Origin of the sequence: Leifsonia naganoensis (assembly GCF_013410615.1) — a bacterium.
Classification (GTDB): domain Bacteria; phylum Actinomycetota; class Actinomycetes; order Actinomycetales; family Microbacteriaceae; genus Leifsonia; species Leifsonia aquatica.
Genome location: NZ_JACCHJ010000001.1, coordinates 1,217,460 through 1,236,953 on the forward strand (window position 1 = coordinate 1,217,460; position 19,494 = coordinate 1,236,953).

Below are 19,494 nucleotides of genomic sequence, written 5' to 3' on the forward strand. Positions count from 1 at the left end.
CGGATGGTGCGGGAAGGGTGCAGGGGTGGTGCGGGGAGGCGCCCCGGCGGATCGCTCCGCCGGGGCGCCGGTGCTCAGTTCTTCGTCCAGTCCTCGGTCCAGCCGGCCGCCTGGACGCCCTCGTGGGCGGCGTCCTTCCAGACCGACTCGAGGAAGGTCAGCTGCTGGTCGAGCGTCTTCGTGCCGAGCAGGTAGCCGTCCCAGAGGTTCTTGCCGGCCTCGGCCTTCGAGATGAGCGCGCTGACGCCGATCTGCGACGGCTTCGCCCAGTCGCCGGTGGTCAGGTTCGCGACGGCCTTGGAGGGCTCGGTACCGGTCGTCGCCGGGATGGCGTCGGTGTCCTTGATCCACTGCGTGCCGCCCTCGGGGCTGGAGACGTACTGGAGGAACTTGACCGCCGCATCCAACTTCTTGCCCTTGGTGGTCGCCGGGATCATGTAGCTGGTGCCGCCGGCGGAGGCGCCGAAGCGGGCGCCGTCGCCCGAGGCGAGCGAGGTGTCGTCCTTCGTGACGGTCGGGAACGGCATGGTCGACCAGCCCCACTTGACGTCCGAGAGGTTCGTCGACGCGAAGCTGGTGCCCCAGGCCGTCGCCGCCTTGCCCGCGAGGAACTCCTGGCCGCCGACGAAGGTGGCGGAGGCGGCGGTGCCCGACCAGTTCTTGGTCGCGCAGTTGTCGTAGACGTCCTTGAGCAGCTTCGCCGCCTCCGCGACCTCGGGGGTCTTGGTCGCGTCGAGCTCGCCGGTGAGCACGGCGCGGGCGAGGCTCTTCTGGCTCAGGCTCTCGTCGGCCGTGCCCGGGTTGCCTGCGGTGTCGTACTTGTTCCACGCGTCGAAGTACTTCGCGAGGAGGTTGTTGAGTATCGTCTCGCTGGTCCAGCCCGTGCCGAGGCTGCCGTTGTCCATCGCGAGCCCGGAGTAGCCGGCGTCGCTGAGCTTCGTGCAGGCCTTCGTGAGGTCGCCGATGCTCTCGACGGGGGCGGTGACGCCCGCCTTCTTCAGCGCGTCCTCGTTGTAGAAGAGGCCGGCGGTCACCAGGTTGAAGGGGATGAACTCCAGCTTGCCCTTGACGTTGCGGTTGGCGTCGCCGAACGTGGCGGGGTTGAAGATGTCCTGCCACTTCGTGTTGCCCTTGACGAACGGGTTGGGCTCGGCGAGGTACTTGTCGAGCGAGACGATCTGCTCGGGGGTGTGCGGCGCCTGGGCGAAGATCAGCTCGGGAGCCGTGCCCGCCGACAGCTGCGTCGACAAGGTGTCCGAGAAGCTCGCGATCGGCAGGACCGTGGTCTTGACCTCGATGTCCGGCTCCGCCTTCTCGAAGCGGGCGATGAGGTCCTCCCACGGCTTGCCGAAGGTGCCGGCCTCGTTGTTCCACTGGTTCGGGCCGGCGAGGGTGATGACCGTCTTGCCGCTCGCGTCGTCGCCGCTGGAGGAGCAGCCGGCGAGCGTGACGGCGGCCGTGGCCACCGTGGCGAGGACGCCGAGGGTCCGCAGCGCCGCGGACCGGGGTTTCGTGTGCATGGTTCTCCTTGGTTGATGCTCGGGTGGTGCGTCTGTGAGGGGGTGGAGCTCTCGGCCGCTCGGGGAGCGCCGACGTCAGTGGGAGCCGGGCAGGCCGCCCTGGATCCCGGCGAGGAAGTACCGCGAGAAGAAGATGAAGAGGACGAGCAGCGGGATGCTGGCGAGCAGGTAGCCGGCGAACATCGGCCCGTACGCCGTCGACGACTGGCCCTGGAAGAAGAGGAGGCCGACCGACACGGTCTTGAGATTGTTGTCGGTCACCGTCAGCAGGGGCCAGAAGAAGTCGTTCCAGACGCCCTGGATCGTCACCAGGCTGACCGTGCCGATCACCGGGAGCGAGAGCGGGAGCATGATCGAACGGAAGAGCCGCACCGGTCCCGCGCCGTCGATCGCGGCCGCCTCGAACAGCGTCTGCGGGATCCCCTCGATGAAGGTCTTCATCAGGATGGTCCCGAGGATCGCCCCGGTGGCGACCTGCGGGATGATCAGCACCGCGAAAGTGTTGAGCAGCCCCAGGTCGCGCATCATCAGGAACAGGGGGATGAGGCTCGAGATGCTCGGCACCATCATGAGGGCGGCGATGAGCGTGAACAGGAACGTCCGGCCCGGGAACCGGAACCGTGCGAGCACGAACCCGGCGAGCAGCGAGACCGCGATGATGCCGATGACGGAGCCGACCGCGACGATCACGGAGGCGACGAGATAGGGCTGGATCTGCGTCCACGCCGTGCCGAAGTTCTCCCAGTGCAGCGGGAAGGCGAGGGCCCAGAAGTTCTCGTTGTACTGCTGGTTGTCCTTCAGCGACGTGACGAGCATGAAGAGGTACGGCGCGAGGCTGAGGAACACGAGCACGAGGAGCCCGATGTGGACGCCGATCTGGCGGGAGGGCCGGCGCTTGCGCACCTTCGGCTCGGCGTGGGCGAGCTCGGTGGCCGCCGCGAACGTCTGCTGGGTGACGGTGCTCATCGGGCACTCCTTCTCTGCGCGCGTCGCTGCGCGGTGGCGTCGGTCGCTTCACGTCGGCGGACGAACATGACGATGCAGCTGAGGACGAGGGTGATGGCGAACAGGGTGGTGGAGAGCGCTGCGGCGTAGCCCCACTTCTGCGCTTGGAAGGCCTGGTTCAGCACGCGGAGGATGGGCACCTGGGTCGCGTTGTCCGGCCCTCCGTTGGTGAGGATGTACGCGGTGAAGCCGTACTGGAGGGTGCCGACGACGGCGAAGAAGAGGAGGACGCGCACCTGGCTCGCCATGAGCGGCAGGTCGAAGGTCCAGATGCGGCGCAACCGGCTCACGCCGTCGAGCGACGCGGCCTCGAAGATCTCCCGCGGGATGTTCTGGAGGCTCGAGTACATGAGCAGGAAGGGCAGGCCGGCGATGAACGGGAACCCGACGAAGAGCAGCGACAGGAGGGCGGTGTTCGGGCTGCCCGTCCAGTTCTGGGTGAAGTCGCCGAGCCCGATCGCGGTGAGCGCCGCGTTGAAGACGCCGTTGTTGGGGTCGTAGAAGAACTGCCAGACGAGGGCGGTGACCACGCCGGGGAACGCCATCGGGATGATGAGCAGCGTGCGGTAGACGAACGAGGCGCGCTGCCCGCGGAGGCTGATGAGCAGTTCGGCGGCGAGGAGCGGGAAGATCCACATCACCACGCCGAAGACGAAGATGATGCCGAGGTTCTTGAACGAGTCCCACCAGACGCCGTCGCTGAACATCGCCACGTAGTTGTCGAATCCGATGAACGTCGAGCCACCGGAGGGGATCCAGTTCCAGAACGAATACCAGATGCCGCTGATGGCAGGGTAGAACTGGAACATCCCCAGCAGGGCGAAGACCGGCACCAGTGCCAGGTAGACGCCGACGGGGATCCGCCTGCGACGCCGGCGGGGCGACGGGTGCACTGGTGCTCCATCGCCCACGACGGGGGCCGTCGCCGGATCGGGTTCGCGCCGTTCGATCACCGTTGCCACGTGCACCTCTCATCATCGAGCTCTCAGCCGGACGGACCGACTGCAGTAAAACGATTCATTTGTAACTGCCCGAGCGGCCGATGTCAAGCGTGAGTCCGTCGATTCCGCTCGATTGCTGGGGATTCACTCCTCTTCGCCTCCACTGGATCGCGCGAAAAGGTTTGCATTGCGAAACGGAAAGTGAAAGCATTCACTCCGTACACCGACGATGACGAGGGCACAGAGACCGACGCATGACACTCGAGAAGCAGACGACCACGCCGGGACTCCCCGGCCGCACGACGGTCCCCTCGGCACCCCACGACCTCCGCGTCGACGGCCGCCCCCCGCGTGAGGACGGCGACGGCGCTCGCGGAGTGAACCTGACCTCCCGCCCCCGCCCGCGCCTCTCCTGGCGCACGCCGGACGACGAGGCGCAGCAGCGGACCGGCTACGAGGTCACGGTCGCCGACGAGGCGGGCACGACGATCTGGGCCTCCGGCGCGGTCGCGTCGACCGAGACCGCGGTGACCGTCGACGCTCCGCTCGAGGAGGGCGGACTGTACGCCTGGCAGGTCCGGACGCGCACCGAGCACGGCTGGTCGGGCTGGTCGCGCGCCGAGCTCGAGACCGGTCCGCACGGGCTCGACCGGTTCGGCGGGTCCTGGATCGGCGTGGCCGCCGGCACCCGCGTGCGTCAGCCGTTCGACGTCACCGGCGAGATCGAGCGGGCGCGGCTCCACGTCACGGCCCAGGGGCTCGTGCGGGCGGAGCTCGGCGGCGTCGCGGTCAACGACGGCCACCTGGATGCGACCCGGACCGACGCGGTCCGCGCGCTCTACCGCACCTACGACGTGACCGACCTGATCGCGGCCGGGGAGAACGTCCTCGACCTCGTCGCCGGCACCGGCGAGTGGGAGCGCTCCGGCCTCCCACCTCGCGTGCTCGCGTCGCTCGTGCTGCGACACCGGGACGGCACGACGCAGATCGTGCATCCCGGAGCCGGTTCCCTCGTCTCGCCCAGCCGCATCGTCGTCGACGAGCCCTTCTATCTGGAGCGTCACGACCCCTCCGCGGACCGTGGCACCTCGTGGACGCCGGTCGATCCCACTTCTCTGGTCTCGCCCGACGCGCAGAGCACAGGCGCCGGGGCACCCCCCGCACGCATCGAGCCCGACTCGACGCCGCCCGTCCGCGTCGTCGCACGCCTGCACCCGACGGAGCTCTCCCGCGGCGGCGGCGTGCGCCTCTACGACGTCGGCGTCAACATCGCGGGACGCAGCCGCGTCGAGGTCGGCGACGCGCTGGCCGCCGGGTCCGTGATCCGGGTCGTCCACGGCGAGCACGTCGACGCCGCCGGCCGCCTCGACACGACCAACCTCACGATGCCCTTCGACAACGGCCGCGTGCGCCAGGTGATGGAGTGGGTCGCCTCCGGAGAGCCGGGGGATGTGGTCGAGCCCTGGTTCGCCTATTACGGCTTCCGCTACATCGAGGTGCACGGCCTCCCCGACGACGCCCGCGCCGAGGTCGTCGCCGAGACCCTGCACACCGATCTGCAGCCGGCCGGCGCCATCGAGGTCTCGAATCCGACCGTCGGTCGCCTGCTCGAGCGCGCGGCACGCACCCTGCTCAACAACGTGCACGGCGTGCCGGAGGACTGCCCGACCCGGGAGCAGGCGGCCTGGACGGGCGATACGGCCTCCGTCGCCGAGTACGAGCTGGCCGCGTTCGACTCCGAGGCCTTCCTCGCCAAGTGGCTGCGCGACCTCATGACGAGCCAGGAGCCGGACGGCTCGTTCCCGGCGATCGCGCCCGACGTGCGCGAGCCGCGCATGCCCGCCGACCCGGTGTGGGGCTCGGCGTTCCATCGCCTCCTGCTCGGCCACTGGCTGCACTACGGCGACGAGTCGCTGGTGCGGGAGGCCCTCCCGGCGCTGCGGCGGTGGGCCGACTTCCAGGTCGCCTGCACCGACGGGCACGGCGTGATCGGGCTCTCGCCCATCAGCTACGGCCATGACTGGCTCGCGCTGGAGCAGACCCCTCCCCCGGTCCACCACACCGGCGCGGTCATCGACTGCCTGCTCACCCTGGCGCGGCTGGAAGCCGAGCTCGGCGACGACGCGTCCTCCGGCGAGCGCCTCGACCAGGTGGAGCAGCTCCGCGCGGCCGCCCGGCGGCGCTTCCACGACCCGGAGCGCGGCGTCTTCGCGAACGGCTCCCAGGGCGCCTGGGCCGTCGCGATCGAGGCGGGCATCCTCACGGGCGCCGACGCCGACGAGGCGGGTCGCCGGATCGAGCGCGACGTGCGCGACCGCGGCAACCGCATCTCCGGCGGCTTCGCGACCACCCGCTCGATCGTGCGCGCCCTCGCCGCGACCGGGCGCTCGCAGGTCGTGATGGACATGCTGGAGCAGCCGGCCGAGCCCGGCATCGGCGCGATGCTCGCCGGCGGGCCGGGGACCTTCTGGGAGTGCTGGTGGATCGACCCGGCCAACACCGGCACCGGCTCGCTCGACCATGTCGGGCTCGGCGGCGTGTTCGCCGGGTGGGCGTGGGAGTCGCTGGCCGGCCTCCGGCCGACCTCCGCCGGCTACCGTACGTTCACGCTGGAGCCGCAATTCGTCTCCGGCGTCGACGACCTCGCGGTGCGCACCGCCACTCCGCGCGGCACGATCGGGATGTCCTACCGCTTCACCGGTACGACGGTCTCCCTGACGGTGGAGGTCCCGCCCGGAACGGTCGGCACGGTGGCCCTCCCCGGCCAGGCGCCGCGCGAGCTGGCGCCCGGGCAGCACACGCTCACCGTCGCCCTCGAACGCGTCGGCGCCGTCGATCCGGCGCCCGACGCCGAGCCGTGGGCCGCCCCGGCACTGGCGCCGCGCGCCGCCGACGTGACCGGACCGGACGACCTGCTGCGCCGGGCGGTCGACCGCGGCGCCCTCACCGCCCCGGGCTCGGAGCTCGCGGTGCTCGACCGGCTGGTGTGCATGCCCATCCCGCACGCCCAGCCGCTCGGGCCGATCGCGCAGGTGCTCCCCGTCGACGGCAGCCGGCCCGTCGCGCGCGTTGATTTCGACGAACCGGTGGACGCCTCGGACGCGACGTTCGCGTTCGCGCTCGTCGACCTCTGCGACGAGCGCTCGGCGCGGGGAGCCCTGCCGACGCTGCGGCTGATCGCGGCCGACGACTCCGACCTCCTCGCCGTCGGCGAGACCTGGCCGGCGGGCTGGAACCGCGTCGCCGCCGACCTCGGCGACTGGCCGGGACGTTCCGCCATCGTCGCCGCCGAGGTCTCGCTGCGCTTCCCGGAGCACGGCGGCGACGACCAGCTCATGCCGCAGTCCGCCGATGACGCCCCCGGCGGTTTCCACTTCGGCGGCCTCGGCCTCAGCACGGCACGCCGCACCTGGTGACCACGCCGGCCTCCGCCCATCCCCGATCCTGGAGACACCGATGACTCCTTTCTCTTCCGCCACGGCCGCCTCCCCCGCGCTCGTCTTCGACGCCACCGGCGCAGGCCTCGCGCCCACCGCGGCACGCACGGAGGCCCGTGGCGCCGTCGCCCCCGACGGGCGTGTGCTCGGCGCCACGAACTTCCACCTGACACTCGACGGCGAACCGTTGCCGCTCGTCTCGGGCGAGCTCATCCTGCAGCGCTATCCGGTCGACGAGTGGCCGGAGGCGGTCCGCGCCCTGCGCGACGGCGGCTGCTCCGTGGTCTCGTCGTACGTCTTCTGGGGGCAGGTCGAACCACGCGCCGGGGAGTTCGACTTCACCGGCTCGAACGACGTGCGCCGTTTCGCGCAGGTCTGCGCCGACGAGGGGATGCTGTTCGCGCCGCGCGTCGGCCCGTTCAACAACTCCGAGTTCCTGCTCGGCGGTCTGCCGCCGTGGTTGTACGGGATGCCGCTGACCGAGCGCAGCGACGACCCGCGCTACCTCGCGCGCGTCGGCCGCTACTTCGAGCGGTTGGCCGAGGAGCTGCGCGGGCTCTACTGGTCCGACGGCGGCCCGATCGTCGTCGTCCAGCTGGAGAACGAGCTCACCCACGCACCGAACGACTGGCGCACGCTGTTCGGCTACACGGCCACCGACCATCGCGGGCCGGGCGCTGCGGACTTCGACGCGCACATGGCCTCCCTGCGCGGCCTCGCGATCGACGCCGGCATCCTGCCGCCGTACTTCTCGATGACGGCGTGGGGCCTCCCGGGCGATCTGCCGACGGAGGGCTACCTCCCGAGCTACGGCGCGTACATGGACCTCCACCCGAACACGGGCGGCAACCACACGCTCACGACCTTCGTCCCCGGCGACTACCCGACGCGCGGCGTCGACCCGATCCTCTTCAGCGAACTCGGCACCGGCTCGCCGGCCCGGGCCGCCTACCGCGCGATGACGCCGCCGGAGTCCATGCTGACGACCGCGGTCACCCGGCTGGCCTCGATCGAGTCCATCTTCCTCGGCTATTACCTGTTCCACGGCGGCACGAACCCGGTGCGCGGCGACGGGTTCGGCTGGACGACGAAGGAGCCGGCCTTCCCGCAGCGCTCCTACGACTTCTGGGCGCCCGTGAGCGAGTTCGGCGAGCGCCGGGAGTCGTTCCACCTCGCCCTGCCGTTCAACCGCTTCGTGCAGGAGTTCGGCGCCGACCTGGCCCGCACGGAGGTCGTGCAGCCGGCGGACCCGGTGGTCGATCCCGACGAGGACCGCCTGCGGGCGGTGCTGCGCGCCGACGGGTCCCGCGGCTTCGTGTTCCTCGTCAACCACGGCGACATCCACCCGCTGAGTGAGCGCGCGGGAGTGACGGTGACAGTCGCGACGGACGCCGGCACGGTCGCGTTCCCGCGGCGCGCCGAGCTGACGGTCGCGAGCAGTGCCGCCCTGGTGCTGCCGATCGGGCTCGACCTCGGCGCCGGGCTGACCCTCGCCACGGCGACCGCACAGCCGCTCGCCCGGCTCGGCAGCGCGGTCACCCCCGTGGTCGCCTTCCACGCGCCCGCGGGGTCGGTCGCCGAGTTCGCCTTCACCGGCATCGGAGTGGAGGCCGTCGAGGCCGGCACCGGCGTGGAGGTGTTCGACGACCCCGACGGCGCGACCGTGCTCGTGACGGTGGATGCGGCACGATCCTTCCGCATCGCCGGTCCCGGCGGCACCGTCGAGCTGATCACGCTCCCGACCGACCAGGCCGAGCACAGCGCGATCGTCGCGACCCCCGCCGGGCGGCAGCTCGTGTCGAGCGACGCTGAGCTGAGCACGCGGGGAACGACCGTCGAGCTGTCGCTGCTGCGCCCGCTCGGCGAGGGCGACGGCACGGCGGCCGTCCTGCGCCGGCACACGTCGGGCACCGACCTTGTCGTCGATCTCCCCGCGCCGGCGATCGCCGTCGACGCGATCGCGGTCGAACAGCTCGCCCCCGGCCGCGCCCTGCTGACGCTGCGCGACCCGGCCGCCGACGTCGACGGGCTCTGGCTCGACATCGCCTACTCGGGCGACCTCTGCCGCCTGTTCGACGCTGCGACCGGCCTGCTCGTCGCGGACGACTTCAGCCGCGGGATCCCGTGGCGGATCCGCCTCGGCCGCTTCGCCGACGCCCTCCGCGCGGACGGGCTGCAGCTGCGCGTCGAGCCGCTGTCGGAGCGCGTCGAGGTGCCCGACGACGAAGGGATCCTGCTCGACCACGCCGAGCAGCCCCAGGGCGACGCGACGATCGACGGCCTCGCGTTCGCCGAGCGCGTCACGACGGTCGTGGACCTCGGCGCATGACCGCCTGGGGCGAGGTGACGGTCCGCCGATCGGCGACCGGGATGCCGCTGCTGGAGGCCGAGACCGAGCCCGCTGCCTTCTTCGGCCTCGGCTACGCGCAAGCCGCCGACGAACCCGACGCGCTCCTCCGGAAGTACCTCCTCGTCCGCGGGGAGCTCGCGACGGTCGACGGGCCGGGCGCGACCGGACGCGACGAGAACCAGCGCCGCTGGCAGGTGCTGGAGGAGGCCCGCACGGCCTTCGCGAGCCTCCCGGCCGCCCTCCAGGACTGCTACCGCGCCTTCATCGCGGGCGTGAGCGCGTACTTCGACGAGCATCCCCGGCTGCTGCCCGCCTGGGCGCCCCCGCTCGAACCGGCCCTCCCGATCGGCGTCAACCGCACGGTCATGCTCTACTGGACCATCGCCGACGCCGCGCAGGAGCTGCGGGCCGCGGGCATCCCGCTGCCCGAGGTCGTCTCGGAGCTCGACCGCACGCCGATGACCCCGGGTTCCAACGCCTGGGTCGTCGCGCCCTGGCGCACCCGCGACGGCGAGGCCTTCCTCGTGAGCGACCCGCATCTGCCGTTCGGCGGCGCGTACGCGATGCACGAGGCGACGGTCGTCACCCCGACCCTGCACTACACCGGCTTCACGTTCCTGGGGGCGATGCTCCCTCCGCTCGCCCACACCGCCGACATCGCCTGGGGCGTCACAACGGGCGGTCCGCGCGTCTCCGACGCCTACCGCGTGCCCGACACGGCCGAGCCCGCCGTCGAGCTGAACGGCGTCCGCAGCCCGATCGTCGCCCGCCACGACGGCGCCGCCTACGCGATCTGCTCGCCGTATACGGACCGCGCGGCCGCGACCGAGCTGCAGCTGCTCGCGATGCTGCGCGCGCGGGATGCCGGCGAGCTCCGCGAGACGTTCGCTGCGGGAGGCTTCCCCCCGCAGAACGTGCTCGCCGCCGACCGCACGGGCGCGTCCTTCTATCTCCGCACGGGACGCGTTCCGCGGCGCCCGGACGGAGCGACCGGGGTGCTCGACCCGCAGCAGCGGTGGAACGGCTTCCTCGAGCAGGACGAGCTCGTCCACCTCGACGGCGCCCCGTCCGGCTACCTCCAGAACGCCAACTCCGCGCCGGACACGGTCGCGCCCGAGCTCTCGGCCGAGGGATGGAGCGCCGACGCCTTCAACGACGTCCCCGGCCGGCAGACCCCGCGCAGCGAGCGCGCCATCCAGCTGCTCGCCCGGGCCGTCGACGTCGATGCGGACGACATGCTCGCGTGGGCGGTCGACGATCTGTGGCCGGACACCCCCGCCTGGCAGGACGGCCTGGCCGCGGCCGTCGACGCGCATCCCGCCCGCATCGCGGCGCTGCCCGCCGAGCGCCGCGCGTTCCTCCGGCTGCTGCTCGATTTCGACGGGCACGCCTCCCCTACGTCCGTCGGTGCGAGCGCCTGGCTCGCCTGGCGGGGAGACATCGCGCGCACCCCGGAGGCGCCGGAGACCCTGCGCGACCGCGTCGACGCCCTCGACCCGGAGCTGCTCCTCGGTGCGCTCGAACACTGCGCGCTCGAGACCCGGCCGTACGGCGAACTGCACACCATCGCCGGGCATCCCGGGCGCGGCGGCTCGTTCACCGTGCGTCCGGGGGCCGCTGGCGACGTGCAGCCGACGATGCAGGCGGCGCTGCGGGCGACCTACTTCGCCGACGGCGAGGCGTTCGCCGGCGGACCTGCGCTGCGGGTCGTGCGTTTCGGCTCCGACGGGATGCGGTCGTGGAGCCTCCTGCTGCCCAGACAGGCGGCGGCGTTCTCGCGCGGCGAGGTGCTGCCGACGGCGTTCCATCCGCGCGATGCGGACGACGTGGACGCCGTGCGACGGCTCACCGCCACCGATAAAGTGTGACGCGAGCCGTCCGGCTCGCGAGACGAGGCGGAGGGAGCCCCGTGAGTTCGGAACAGCAGGAGCAGGTCCAGCAGGAGCCGCGCGGCGCGGAGCACACGGCCGAGTCGGGCTGGCGGCGGTTCTGGAACCGCGGCGGCTGGTGGAAGGCGCTGCTCGTCATCGCCGTCTACTACGGCCTCTACCAGCTCGCCGGCTGGCTGATCGGGCTGGCGTTCGGCGGCCTGATCGACGAGCACGACATCTTCGCGAACGGCATCAGCACGTTCATCGCAGTGGGCGCGCCGATCGTGGTCGGCAGCATCCTGCTCGTCGTATTCGCGCTCTCGCTGGGCTGGCTGAAGGAGCTGTTCGGGCCCCAGCCGATCCGGGGTTCGTGGTGGATGTGGATCGGCGTCGGCGTCGTGATCCTGTTCAACGTGCTGCGCTTCGTCAGCGCGGACTACCCCGGCTGGAATGCCGGAGCGGTCGTCGCCGTGCTGATCTCCGGGCTGTTCATCGGCTTCGCCGAAGAAGTGGTCACCCGCGGTTTCGCCGTCAACCTGCTGCGCCGCGGCGGCTATGGCGAGCGCAGTGTGATGCTGTTGTCGTCCCTGCTCTTCGCCGCCATGCACTCGGGCAACATTCTCACTGGCCAGAGCCCGCTCGCGGTGGGCTTCACCGTGGTCTACACGTTCGCGTTCGGCCTGGTGATGTACACGGCCCTGCGGGTGACCGGCAACCTCATCTGGCCCATTCTGCTGCACGCCTCCACCGACCCGAGCCTCTTCCTGCTCACCGGCGGGATCGATGCCACCGGCGGCTCCCTCCACCCGGGTCCGCTCGCGGGGATCGCCGGGCTCGGCAACTTCGTCGTCATGTTCGTCGCGCTCGTGCCGCTGATCTTCGTGCGCGGTCGCGTCGACCGCGAGGCCGCGTACGGACTGAAGCCGCCCGCGACGACGCTGTCCTGAGCGTCAGCCGGCGGGTGCCGGGCGAGTCGAGCCGCGCACGCGCAGCCGCGGGTCGGTGCGGAAGCGCCTCGGCTCCGTGCGCCCCGCCAGCCGCTCGAGCAGCATGGTCGCCGCGGTTCGCCCCATCTCGTCGCCGCGCTGATCCACGGTGGTGAGGTCGAGCAGCGGATGCCGGGCGATATCGATGTCGTCGTAGCCGGCGACCGAGACGTCCGCGGCGGTGAGCCCGCGCTCGGCGACGGCACGCAGCACGCCGAGGGCGAGGGTGTCGTTGGCCGCGAAGATCGCGGTCGGCCGGTCGGCGCCGTCGAGCAAGCGAAGCGCGGCGGCGTGCGCGCTCTCCTCCGACGCCTCCGACTGCACGACCTGCGGCTCCGCGCCGGCGGTGCGCATCGCGGCGGCGTACGTGACCAGCCGCAGCGAGTGCGGATCCACCCGCTGGTCGTCCTCGGCCGCGTACGCGTGGGTCAGGTGGGCGATGCGTCGGTGCCCGAGGGCCAGGAGGTGGTCGACCACGAGCCGCGCACCCGCCCTGTCGTCGCCGGCGACGGTGTCGAACCGCTCCGAGTACTCGTGTCCGCCGAGCTGCACGAGCGGGACGTGACGCGCGAGCCGGTCGAGCCGCTCGGGATCGGAGGGCGGCGCGATCGCGACGATGCCCGCGACCTGACGGTCGAGGAGGCTCTCCACCGCGTGCATCGACGACGCGAACTCCGAGGGCGCCAGGATGACGTCGAACCCGGTGCCGTCGAGCGCGGCCACGGCGCCGCGGACCACCGTCGTGAGGAACTCGTTGCCGAGCTGCGGCACGGTGATGCCGAAGGTCGTCGTCGTCCCGCGCATCGCCCGCGCCGCCGTCCGCGGCCGGTAGTCGAGGCGCTCGATCGCCGCTCCGACGCGCTCGCGCATCCCGTCGCTCACACCGTAGGCGCCGCGGATCACCTTGGAGACCGCCGCCGGGGAGACGCCGGCCTCGCGGGCGACGTCGGCGAGGGTGGCGGCGCGCAGTGGCGCGGGGCGCGGCCCGTCGGTCATGGTCGTGCTCCCTCCGCCGTCGGCGCGGCCGTGTGCCGGCCGCCGTGGCGAATCTAGCGGAGATCGCGGCTCTCCGTATATCGATTGACGGGGCGAGGGCCGCTCGGTAACGTGGGGCGGACATCCGTGTGTATATCGATCTACAGCCGCCGTGCGCCCCAAGGAGGCACCGTGTCCGCATCCCACCCCGTCCGCATCGCCGAGGTCAGGGTCGACCGGCGACGGGATGCCGCCCTCGCGAGCGTCCCGGACCCGCAGCTCGGCTGGCTCGTCGAGTCCGACCTCCCGGACTGGTGGCAGCGGAGCGTCGAGCTGCGCTTCGGCGACCGGACCGCGACCGTCGAGACCGCGGAGTCGTCGTTCGTCGACTGGCCCTTCGCTCCGCTCGCTCCGCACGAGACCGGCGAGCTGAGCGTGCGGGTCACCGGCGTCGACGGGAGCACCTCCGAGTGGAGCGCCCCGCTCGCCGTGCGCGCCGTCTTCCTCGCGGAAGGCGAGTGGACCGCGCCCACCATCGCCCTGGCCGACCCGGCGGCACCGGCGCAGCCCGTCTCCCTGCGCCACGAGTTCTCCCTCGACCGCCCGGTCTCCCGTGCCCTCCTGTACGCCAGCGCCGAGGGCGTCTACCAGGTGTCCCTCAACGGCCGGGACGTGGACGACGCCGTGCTCAAGCCCGGCTGGACCGTCTACCAGGAGCGCCGCATCCACGATTCCACCGACGTCACCGGCCTGCTCTCTCCCGGCCGCAACGCGATCGGTGTCCGCCTCGCCGGCGGCTGGTGGACCGAGGAGTTCGGCTTCGCCGGCCAGGGGAAGCGGTTCTACGGCGACCAGCCGGCGGTGACGCTCTTCGTCCGCGTCGAGTACGCGGACGGCACCGTGGAGACCATCGAGACGGGCGAGCACTGGCGCGCCTCCGGCGACGGACCCCTCGTCTCCTCCAGCCTTTACCAAGGAGAATCGGTCGACACCCGCCGCGCCGCCCCCGGGTGGGACGCACCCGGCTTCGACGACACGGGCTGGGCACCGGTGCGCACCTCCCCGACGACGGTGATCCCGGAGGCCGAGCGCGCCGAGCCCGTGCGCCGCACGCAGCTGCTCCCCGTCGTCGAGGTGCTGACCACGCCGTCGGGGGCGACCGTGCTCGACTTCGGCCAGAACCTCGTCGGCCGCCTGCGCCTGCGCGTCTCCGGCCGGGCGGGGCAGACGATCACCCTGCGGCACGCCGAGGTCCTGGAGCACGGCGAACTCGCCCTCCGCCCCCTGCGCTTCGCCGCCGCGACCGACACGTTCGTGCTCTCCGGCGCGGGCGAGCAGACGCTCGAACCCGAGTTCACCTTCCACGGCTTCCGCTACGCGCAGGTCGAGGGCTGGGCCGACCTCGACCCGGCCGCCGTCTCCGCCGTCGTACTCGGCAGCGACATGCGGCGCACCGGCTGGCTCGAGACCTCCGATCCGCTGATCGACCGCCTGCACGAGAACGCCGTCTGGGGGATGCGCGGCAACTTCCTCTCCCTGCCGACCGACTGCCCGCAGCGGGACGAGCGTCTCGGCTGGACCGGCGACGCCCAGGTCTTCGCGCCCTCCGCCTCCTTCCTCTACGACAGCGACGCCTTCCTGGCCTCCTGGTTGCGGGATGTCGCCGTCGAGCAGCGCGGCAACGGGGGCGTGTGCCCGTACATGGTGCCGAACGTGCTCGGCGAGTGGGGCGCCGCCGCGGCCGCCGGGTGGGGCGACGCCGCCACCGTCGTCCCCGCCACCCTGTTCGAGCGCTTCGGCGACCGCCGCGCGCTCGCCGACCAGTTCTCGCAGATGACCGCCTGGTGCGACGCCATCCTGTCGCGCACGGACGACGACGGCCTCTGGCGGGCGCCCTTCCAGTTCGGCGACTGGCTCGACCCGGCCGCACCGCCGGACCGCCCGATGGATGCGCGCACCGACCCGGACCTCGTCGCGAACGCCTACCTCGTCCATTCGCTCGACCTCACGGCGAGCGCGGCACGCACCCTCGGCGACGAGGAGGCCGCCTCGCGCTATGCGGCCTACGCCGCCGACACCCGGATCGCGTTCGACCGCGAGTACCTGCGCGACGACGACCGTCTGGCCTCCGACGCCCCCGCCGCGTACGCGCTCGCCCTCGCGTTCGGCCTCGACGGCGGCCGCCCCGAGCGCCGTGCGGCCTTCGGCGACCGTCTGGCCGAGCTCGTCGCGGAGGGCGGCCACCGCGTCCCCACCGGCTTCCTCGGCTCCCCCGTGCTGCTCGACGCCCTCACCGCCACGGGCCACGTGGACGACGCCCTGCGCCTCCTGTTCCAGACCGAGAACCCGTCGTGGCTCTACCAGGTGCTCCTCGGCGCGACCACCGTCTGGGAGCGCTGGGACTCCCTCCTCCCCGACGGCACGGTCAACCCCGGCGAGATGACCAGCTACAACCACTACGCGCTCGGCAGCATCGTGGACTGGATGCACCGCTCCCTCGGCGGCCTCGCCCCGGCCTCCCCCGGCTACCGCACCATCCGGATCGATCCGGCGGGCTACGCGGGCTTCGACCGGGTGCGCTGCGCCCACGAGACCCCGTACGGCTTCGCCGAGGTGGAGTGGAATCGCGACGGCGACCGGGTCGAACTCACCGCCACGGTGCCCGCGAACTCCCGCGCCGAGGTGCACCTGCCCGGCACCCCCTCGCCCGTGACCGTCGGCTCGGGCACCCACAGCTGGACGTTCCCCGTCCCCGCGCCCGCCGCCGCCGCTCCCGCCGCCTCCGCCGCCTCCGCCGCCTCCGCCGAGGGGTGACTTGTTGCGGGTAAAACCCCCGCCTCACCCGCAACGAGTCACCTCTCGCGGGCGGTCATCCCCAGAAACCCTGGTGGGAGGCGGCGGCCTCCTGCTCGAGGTGCGGGCCCGAGACCTCGATGACCCGACTCCCCGCGCCCAGTACGGTGCGCGAGGGGAGGGCGAGCGTCGGGTTGTCCGCGTGGTCGCCGGTCATCGCGTAGAGAGCCTCCTCGGGCAGCGCGTAGACCACGCGGCCGATGCCCGACCAGTAGATCGCGCCCGAGCACATCGCACACGGCTCGCACGAGGTGTACAGCGTGTAGCCCGGCAGCTCGTCGCCCGGGATGGCGCGGCCGGCCAGCCGCACGAGGTTCGTCTCGGCGTGCCCCGTGATGTCCTTCTCCGTGTCGACCGTGTTCTCCGCCTCCAGCGCGACCGACCCGTCGGGGGCGACCAGGATGGCGCCGAACGGGTGGTTGCCGTGGCCGCGGGCCGCGTCGGCGACGGCGATGGCGCGGCGGAGGTGCTCGAGATCGGCGGAGTTGTCAGTCATGCGGCTGAGCCTACCGAGCCGCTCGCGAGACGTGACTTGTTGCGGGTGCGGGCCCCCCAGGACCCGCAACAAGTCACATCTCGCGCAGCGCCCCGGGAACGAAGAAAGCCCCGGCGAACCGGGGCTTCTCCTACTGTCTCAACCAGTGTGCGCCACGAGGGATTCGAACCCCCAACCTTCTGATCCGTAGTCAGATGCTCTATCCGTTGAGCTAGTGGCGCATGACCGTCACGCTCTCGCGCGGGCCGGATTAGAGCTTACATGACCGCATCCAAGACCGCCAATTGGCGGCGGAGGGCGACCTGCCGGTAGGAGGTCTCGATCAGTTCGCCGATCTCTGTCCACTGGTCGGCGTCGTCGGGCCACGCGCGGTCGATGTCGATCCCGAGCCACCCACTGGCGCCCCAGTACTTGGGGATGAAGACGCGCGGGTCCTGCCGGAGCGCCGGATCCTCGGCCGGATCGGGCTTGAAGACCACGGAGTCGCTGCGGTCCATCATGGCGCCGACGAGGGCGAAGACGCGGCCCTTCTCCCCCGCCTTGAATGCGGGGCGGCCGTGCGTGAGGATCTCGACGGCCTCCGGGAGGTGGAGGCTGCGGGCGCGCACCCGGGCGACCAGCTCGTCGCCCGGCTCGAACAGCAGGGGGTGCTCCATCAGGCGAACACCTCGTCGAGGAAGCAGACCAGCGCGCGCCAGCTGCGGGCGTCGGCGACCGGCCGGTAGCTGTCTCGGCCCGGAATGGTGAACGCGTGCGGCGCTCCCGAGTAGGTCGTCACCTGCCAGTCCACATGCGGGGCGCCGCGCAACTCGTCCTGGAAGGCCGCGACCGCCGAGTCGGGCACGACCGCGTCGTCCCCGCCGGTGAGCACCAGCAGGGAGGCGGCGATCGCGGCGGCGTCGGAGGGGTCGTGCGCGATGAGGCCGCCGTGGAACGAGACGACGCCGCGCGCCGGCGCTCCGGTGCGGGCGAACTCGAGCGCGGCGGTGCCACCGAAGCAGTAGCCGATCACGGCGAGGCGAGCGGGGTCGACGGCGGGATGCTGCTGCAGCCAGCTGAAGCCGGCCGCGACGCGGGCGCGCAGCAGGGCGAGGTCGCGGTAGTAGGTGCCGGCGACCTCCCGGGCCGCATCGCCCTCGGGCCGCACGTCGGCGCCGTAGAGGTCGGCGGCGAACGCGACGTAGCCGCTGCGCGCGAGCATCTGGGCGCGCATCCGCACGTTGTCGCCGACGCCGTGCCAGTCGTGGAGCACCAGCACGGCCGGCCGCCGCTCGTCGGCCTGCGCGTCGCGGGCGAGGTAGCCCTCCAGCGGCAGGCCTTCGTGGTCGTACGCGATCGTCTCGGTCTCGATGACGGAGCGTTCGCCGACGGGCACCTGGGCGAGCAGCCGCTCGTGCGCGGGCGAGAGGGCGGTCGGCAGGGTGGTCGAACGGGCGGTCGGGCGGGCGAGCGTCACGGGATGTTCTCCATCGGGTCGCGTCGTCGCGGGCGACGGACGTCGCCAGCGGCCTGGCCTGCTGTGACTCGGTCGCGGACTGCGCGCGGGACCCCCGGTGCGGGTCGGGTCCCACATCGACACCCTACCTCGGTCGCCCCGGGCGCGCGACGGGCGGCCCACGCGGAGGCGACGGTCGTACCATGGGCGCATGGTCACCCAGTTCAGCAACGAGACGGACGCCAGCCGGTACGCGATGCACATGGACGGCGAGCTCGTCGGCGTGCTCGATTACCGCGTCCTGGGCGGGTCGATCTCGCTGACCCGATCGTTCACCGTCCCGGCGAAGCGCGGCAACGGATACGCAGCCCAGCTCGTCGAGTACGCGGTCGACGACATCGCGCACACGGGCGGGCTGACCATCGTTCCGATGTGCTGGTACGTCGCCCAATGGTTCGACGACCACCCCGAGCGCGCCGGCCTGCTGCAGCAGCGCAGCGCGGGCTGAGCGCGACGATGGCGGACAGACGAGCGGTCCTGGTCTCCCGGTTCGGCGACTCCACCTCGCTGGTGCTGGCGGAACAGTCGATCCGGCCTCCCCGCGGCAACGAGGTCGTCGTGCGGGTGACGCACGCCTCCGTCGGCACGACCGACGTGCTCGCGCGCCGTGGCGGCTACGTGTTCCAGCCGCTCCCCGGATTCACGCCCGGCTACGACTTCGTCGGCGTCCTGGAGACGGAGTCGGCCGTCTCGGTCGCCCTCGGCCTCCGCACCGGCGCGCGCGTCGCCGGCGTGCTGCCCCGGATGGGCTCGCACGTGACCCGGCTCGTGCTGTCGCCGACCTTCCTCGTCGCCGTGCCGGACGGTCTGGACTCCGCCGCCGCGGCGACCGCCCCGCTCGACGCCGTCACCGCCGGACTCGCGCTGCGCATGACGGGCGATGCGCCTCGCGTGCTCGTGCAAGGTGCCTCCGGAGCCGTCGGGTCGATCGCCGTGCAGCTCGCGACGCAGGAAGGCCGCACCGTCGTCGGGACCGCCTCCTCACGCACCCGCGCCTTCGCCGAAGAGCTCGGCATCCCCGTCGTCGACTACCGCGGGGCCGACTGGATGGGGCAGGCGCGCCGCGCGGCGGGCGGCCCCTTCGACGCCGCGATCGACCACACCGGCGCGCCCCAGGTGCGCCAGACGCTCGCGCCGGACGGCATCCTCGTGCACACCGCCTTCGCCGGCCGCGCCGGACACGAACGCGCCGACTCGCTGCGCGGCTCCGCGGAGGCGGCCGGGCGTCGGCGCGGGCACCCCCGCGAGCGCGTCTGCAGCGTCCCGTACTTCCTGCTCACGAAGCGGCCTCGGTACCGCGCCTTGCTGAGCGGACTGCTCGCCGCGATCGACGACGGGCGTCTCCGGGTCGCCGCGCCAGAGGTCTACGCGTTCGACGACCTGTGGGAGGCGGACCGGGCGGCGGAGCGGGTCGAGCCCGGGCGGAAGGTCGTTCTCGCGGTCTGAGGGGGCACCCGCGGCCGTATGGGAGTGGAAGGACCACCCCCATACGGGCATTCGGGTAAGCCACCGGTCCGTTCGAGACGCCCCCTAGCGCGCACTGCACGAACCGGCTGACCCCTCCA

General features: G+C 72.3%; 14 protein-coding genes and 1 tRNA gene. 7 read left to right on the forward strand and 8 right to left on the reverse strand.

The genetic code is table 11. The features are described 5' to 3' along the window. Positions 1 to 74 precede the first annotated feature (74 nt). The 3 genes from HNR14_RS05825 to HNR14_RS05835 all read right to left on the reverse strand — a co-directional run bounded on the left by HNR14_RS05825 (position 75) and on the right by HNR14_RS05835 (position 3,487). Complete coding sequence (locus HNR14_RS05825; protein WP_179700277.1) at positions 75 to 1,520, reverse strand: ABC transporter substrate-binding protein; 1,446 nt, start codon at positions 1,518 to 1,520, stop codon at positions 75 to 77. Positions 1,521 to 1,595: 75 nt separating this feature from the next. Continuing rightward, on the reverse strand, positions 1,596 to 2,486 hold the full coding sequence (locus HNR14_RS05830; RefSeq protein WP_179700278.1) for a carbohydrate ABC transporter permease: 891 nt from the start codon (positions 2,484 to 2,486) through the stop codon (positions 1,596 to 1,598). Beyond that, entirely contained in the window at positions 2,483 to 3,487 is a 1,005-nt protein-coding gene (locus HNR14_RS05835) for an ABC transporter permease subunit (protein WP_218874980.1), read from the reverse strand. Before HNR14_RS05835 ends, HNR14_RS05830 begins: the two co-directional genes overlap by 4 nt. 233 nt (positions 3,488 to 3,720) lie before the next feature. On the opposite strand from HNR14_RS05835, the gene HNR14_RS05840 reads away from it, so the two are divergent. Genes HNR14_RS05840 through HNR14_RS21320 form a run of 4 tightly spaced genes read left to right on the forward strand, consistent with a single transcriptional unit; the run spans position 3,721 to position 12,071 of the window. Next, entirely contained in the window at positions 3,721 to 6,882 is a 3,162-nt protein-coding gene (locus HNR14_RS05840) for a family 78 glycoside hydrolase catalytic domain (protein WP_179700279.1), read from the forward strand. A gap of 40 nt (positions 6,883 to 6,922) precedes the next feature. Then, positions 6,923 to 9,232, forward strand: a complete 2,310-nt coding sequence (locus tag HNR14_RS05845; protein WP_179700280.1) for a beta-galactosidase — start codon at positions 6,923 to 6,925, stop codon at positions 9,230 to 9,232. Beyond that, complete coding sequence (locus HNR14_RS05850; protein ID WP_179700281.1) at positions 9,229 to 11,121, forward strand: penicillin acylase family protein; 1,893 nt, start codon at positions 9,229 to 9,231, stop codon at positions 11,119 to 11,121. Before HNR14_RS05845 ends, HNR14_RS05850 begins: the two co-directional genes overlap by 4 nt. Positions 11,122 to 11,162: 41 nt before the next feature. After that, the gene (locus HNR14_RS21320) at positions 11,163 to 12,071 is read left to right on the forward strand and encodes a CPBP family glutamic-type intramembrane protease (RefSeq protein WP_179700282.1); all 909 of its coding nucleotides are present in this window, start codon (positions 11,163 to 11,165) and stop codon (positions 12,069 to 12,071) included. Positions 12,072 to 12,074: 3 nt separating this feature from the next. Here the strand turns inward: HNR14_RS21320 and HNR14_RS05860 are convergent, their stop codons facing one another. After that, positions 12,075 to 13,106 carry a LacI family DNA-binding transcriptional regulator gene (locus tag HNR14_RS05860; RefSeq protein ID WP_179700283.1) on the reverse strand — a complete coding sequence of 344 codons (1,032 nt, stop codon included), beginning with the start codon at positions 13,104 to 13,106 and terminating at the stop codon, positions 12,075 to 12,077. Positions 13,107 to 13,277: 171 nt separating this feature from the next. On the opposite strand from HNR14_RS05860, the gene HNR14_RS05865 reads away from it, so the two are divergent. Continuing rightward, complete coding sequence (locus tag HNR14_RS05865; RefSeq protein ID WP_179700284.1) at positions 13,278 to 15,899, forward strand: family 78 glycoside hydrolase catalytic domain; 2,622 nt, start codon at positions 13,278 to 13,280, stop codon at positions 15,897 to 15,899. A 55-nt stretch (positions 15,900 to 15,954) separates the two neighbouring features. Here the strand turns inward: HNR14_RS05865 and HNR14_RS05870 are convergent, their stop codons facing one another. The 4 genes from HNR14_RS05870 to HNR14_RS05885 all read right to left on the reverse strand — a co-directional run bounded on the left by HNR14_RS05870 (position 15,955) and on the right by HNR14_RS05885 (position 17,890). Then, positions 15,955 to 16,434 (reverse strand): nucleoside deaminase, encoded by a 480-nt coding sequence (locus HNR14_RS05870; RefSeq protein WP_179700285.1) that lies wholly within the window; start codon positions 16,432 to 16,434, stop codon positions 15,955 to 15,957. 148 nt (positions 16,435 to 16,582) lie between these two features. After that, positions 16,583 to 16,655, reverse strand: a tRNA-Arg gene (locus HNR14_RS05875). A gap of 36 nt (positions 16,656 to 16,691) precedes the next feature. Then, a complete protein-coding gene (locus HNR14_RS05880; RefSeq protein WP_179700286.1) occupies positions 16,692 to 17,090 on the reverse strand; it encodes an MmcQ/YjbR family DNA-binding protein in 399 nt (132 codons plus the stop codon). After that, positions 17,090 to 17,890, reverse strand: a complete 801-nt coding sequence (locus HNR14_RS05885) for a dienelactone hydrolase family protein (protein WP_343064424.1) — start codon at positions 17,888 to 17,890, stop codon at positions 17,090 to 17,092. Before HNR14_RS05885 ends, HNR14_RS05880 begins: the two co-directional genes overlap by 1 nt. Before the next feature lie 190 nt (positions 17,891 to 18,080). Here HNR14_RS05885 and HNR14_RS05890 point away from each other — a divergent pair, with 190 nt between their 5' ends. Together HNR14_RS05890 and HNR14_RS05895 are read left to right on the forward strand one after the other, a co-directional pair. After that, complete coding sequence (locus HNR14_RS05890) at positions 18,081 to 18,377, forward strand: GNAT family N-acetyltransferase (RefSeq protein ID WP_021765299.1); 297 nt, start codon at positions 18,081 to 18,083, stop codon at positions 18,375 to 18,377. Positions 18,378 to 18,385: 8 nt separating this feature from the next. Continuing rightward, a complete protein-coding gene (locus tag HNR14_RS05895) occupies positions 18,386 to 19,375 on the forward strand; it encodes a zinc-binding dehydrogenase (RefSeq protein WP_246311526.1) in 990 nt (329 codons plus the stop codon). Positions 19,376 to 19,494 lie beyond the last annotated feature (119 nt).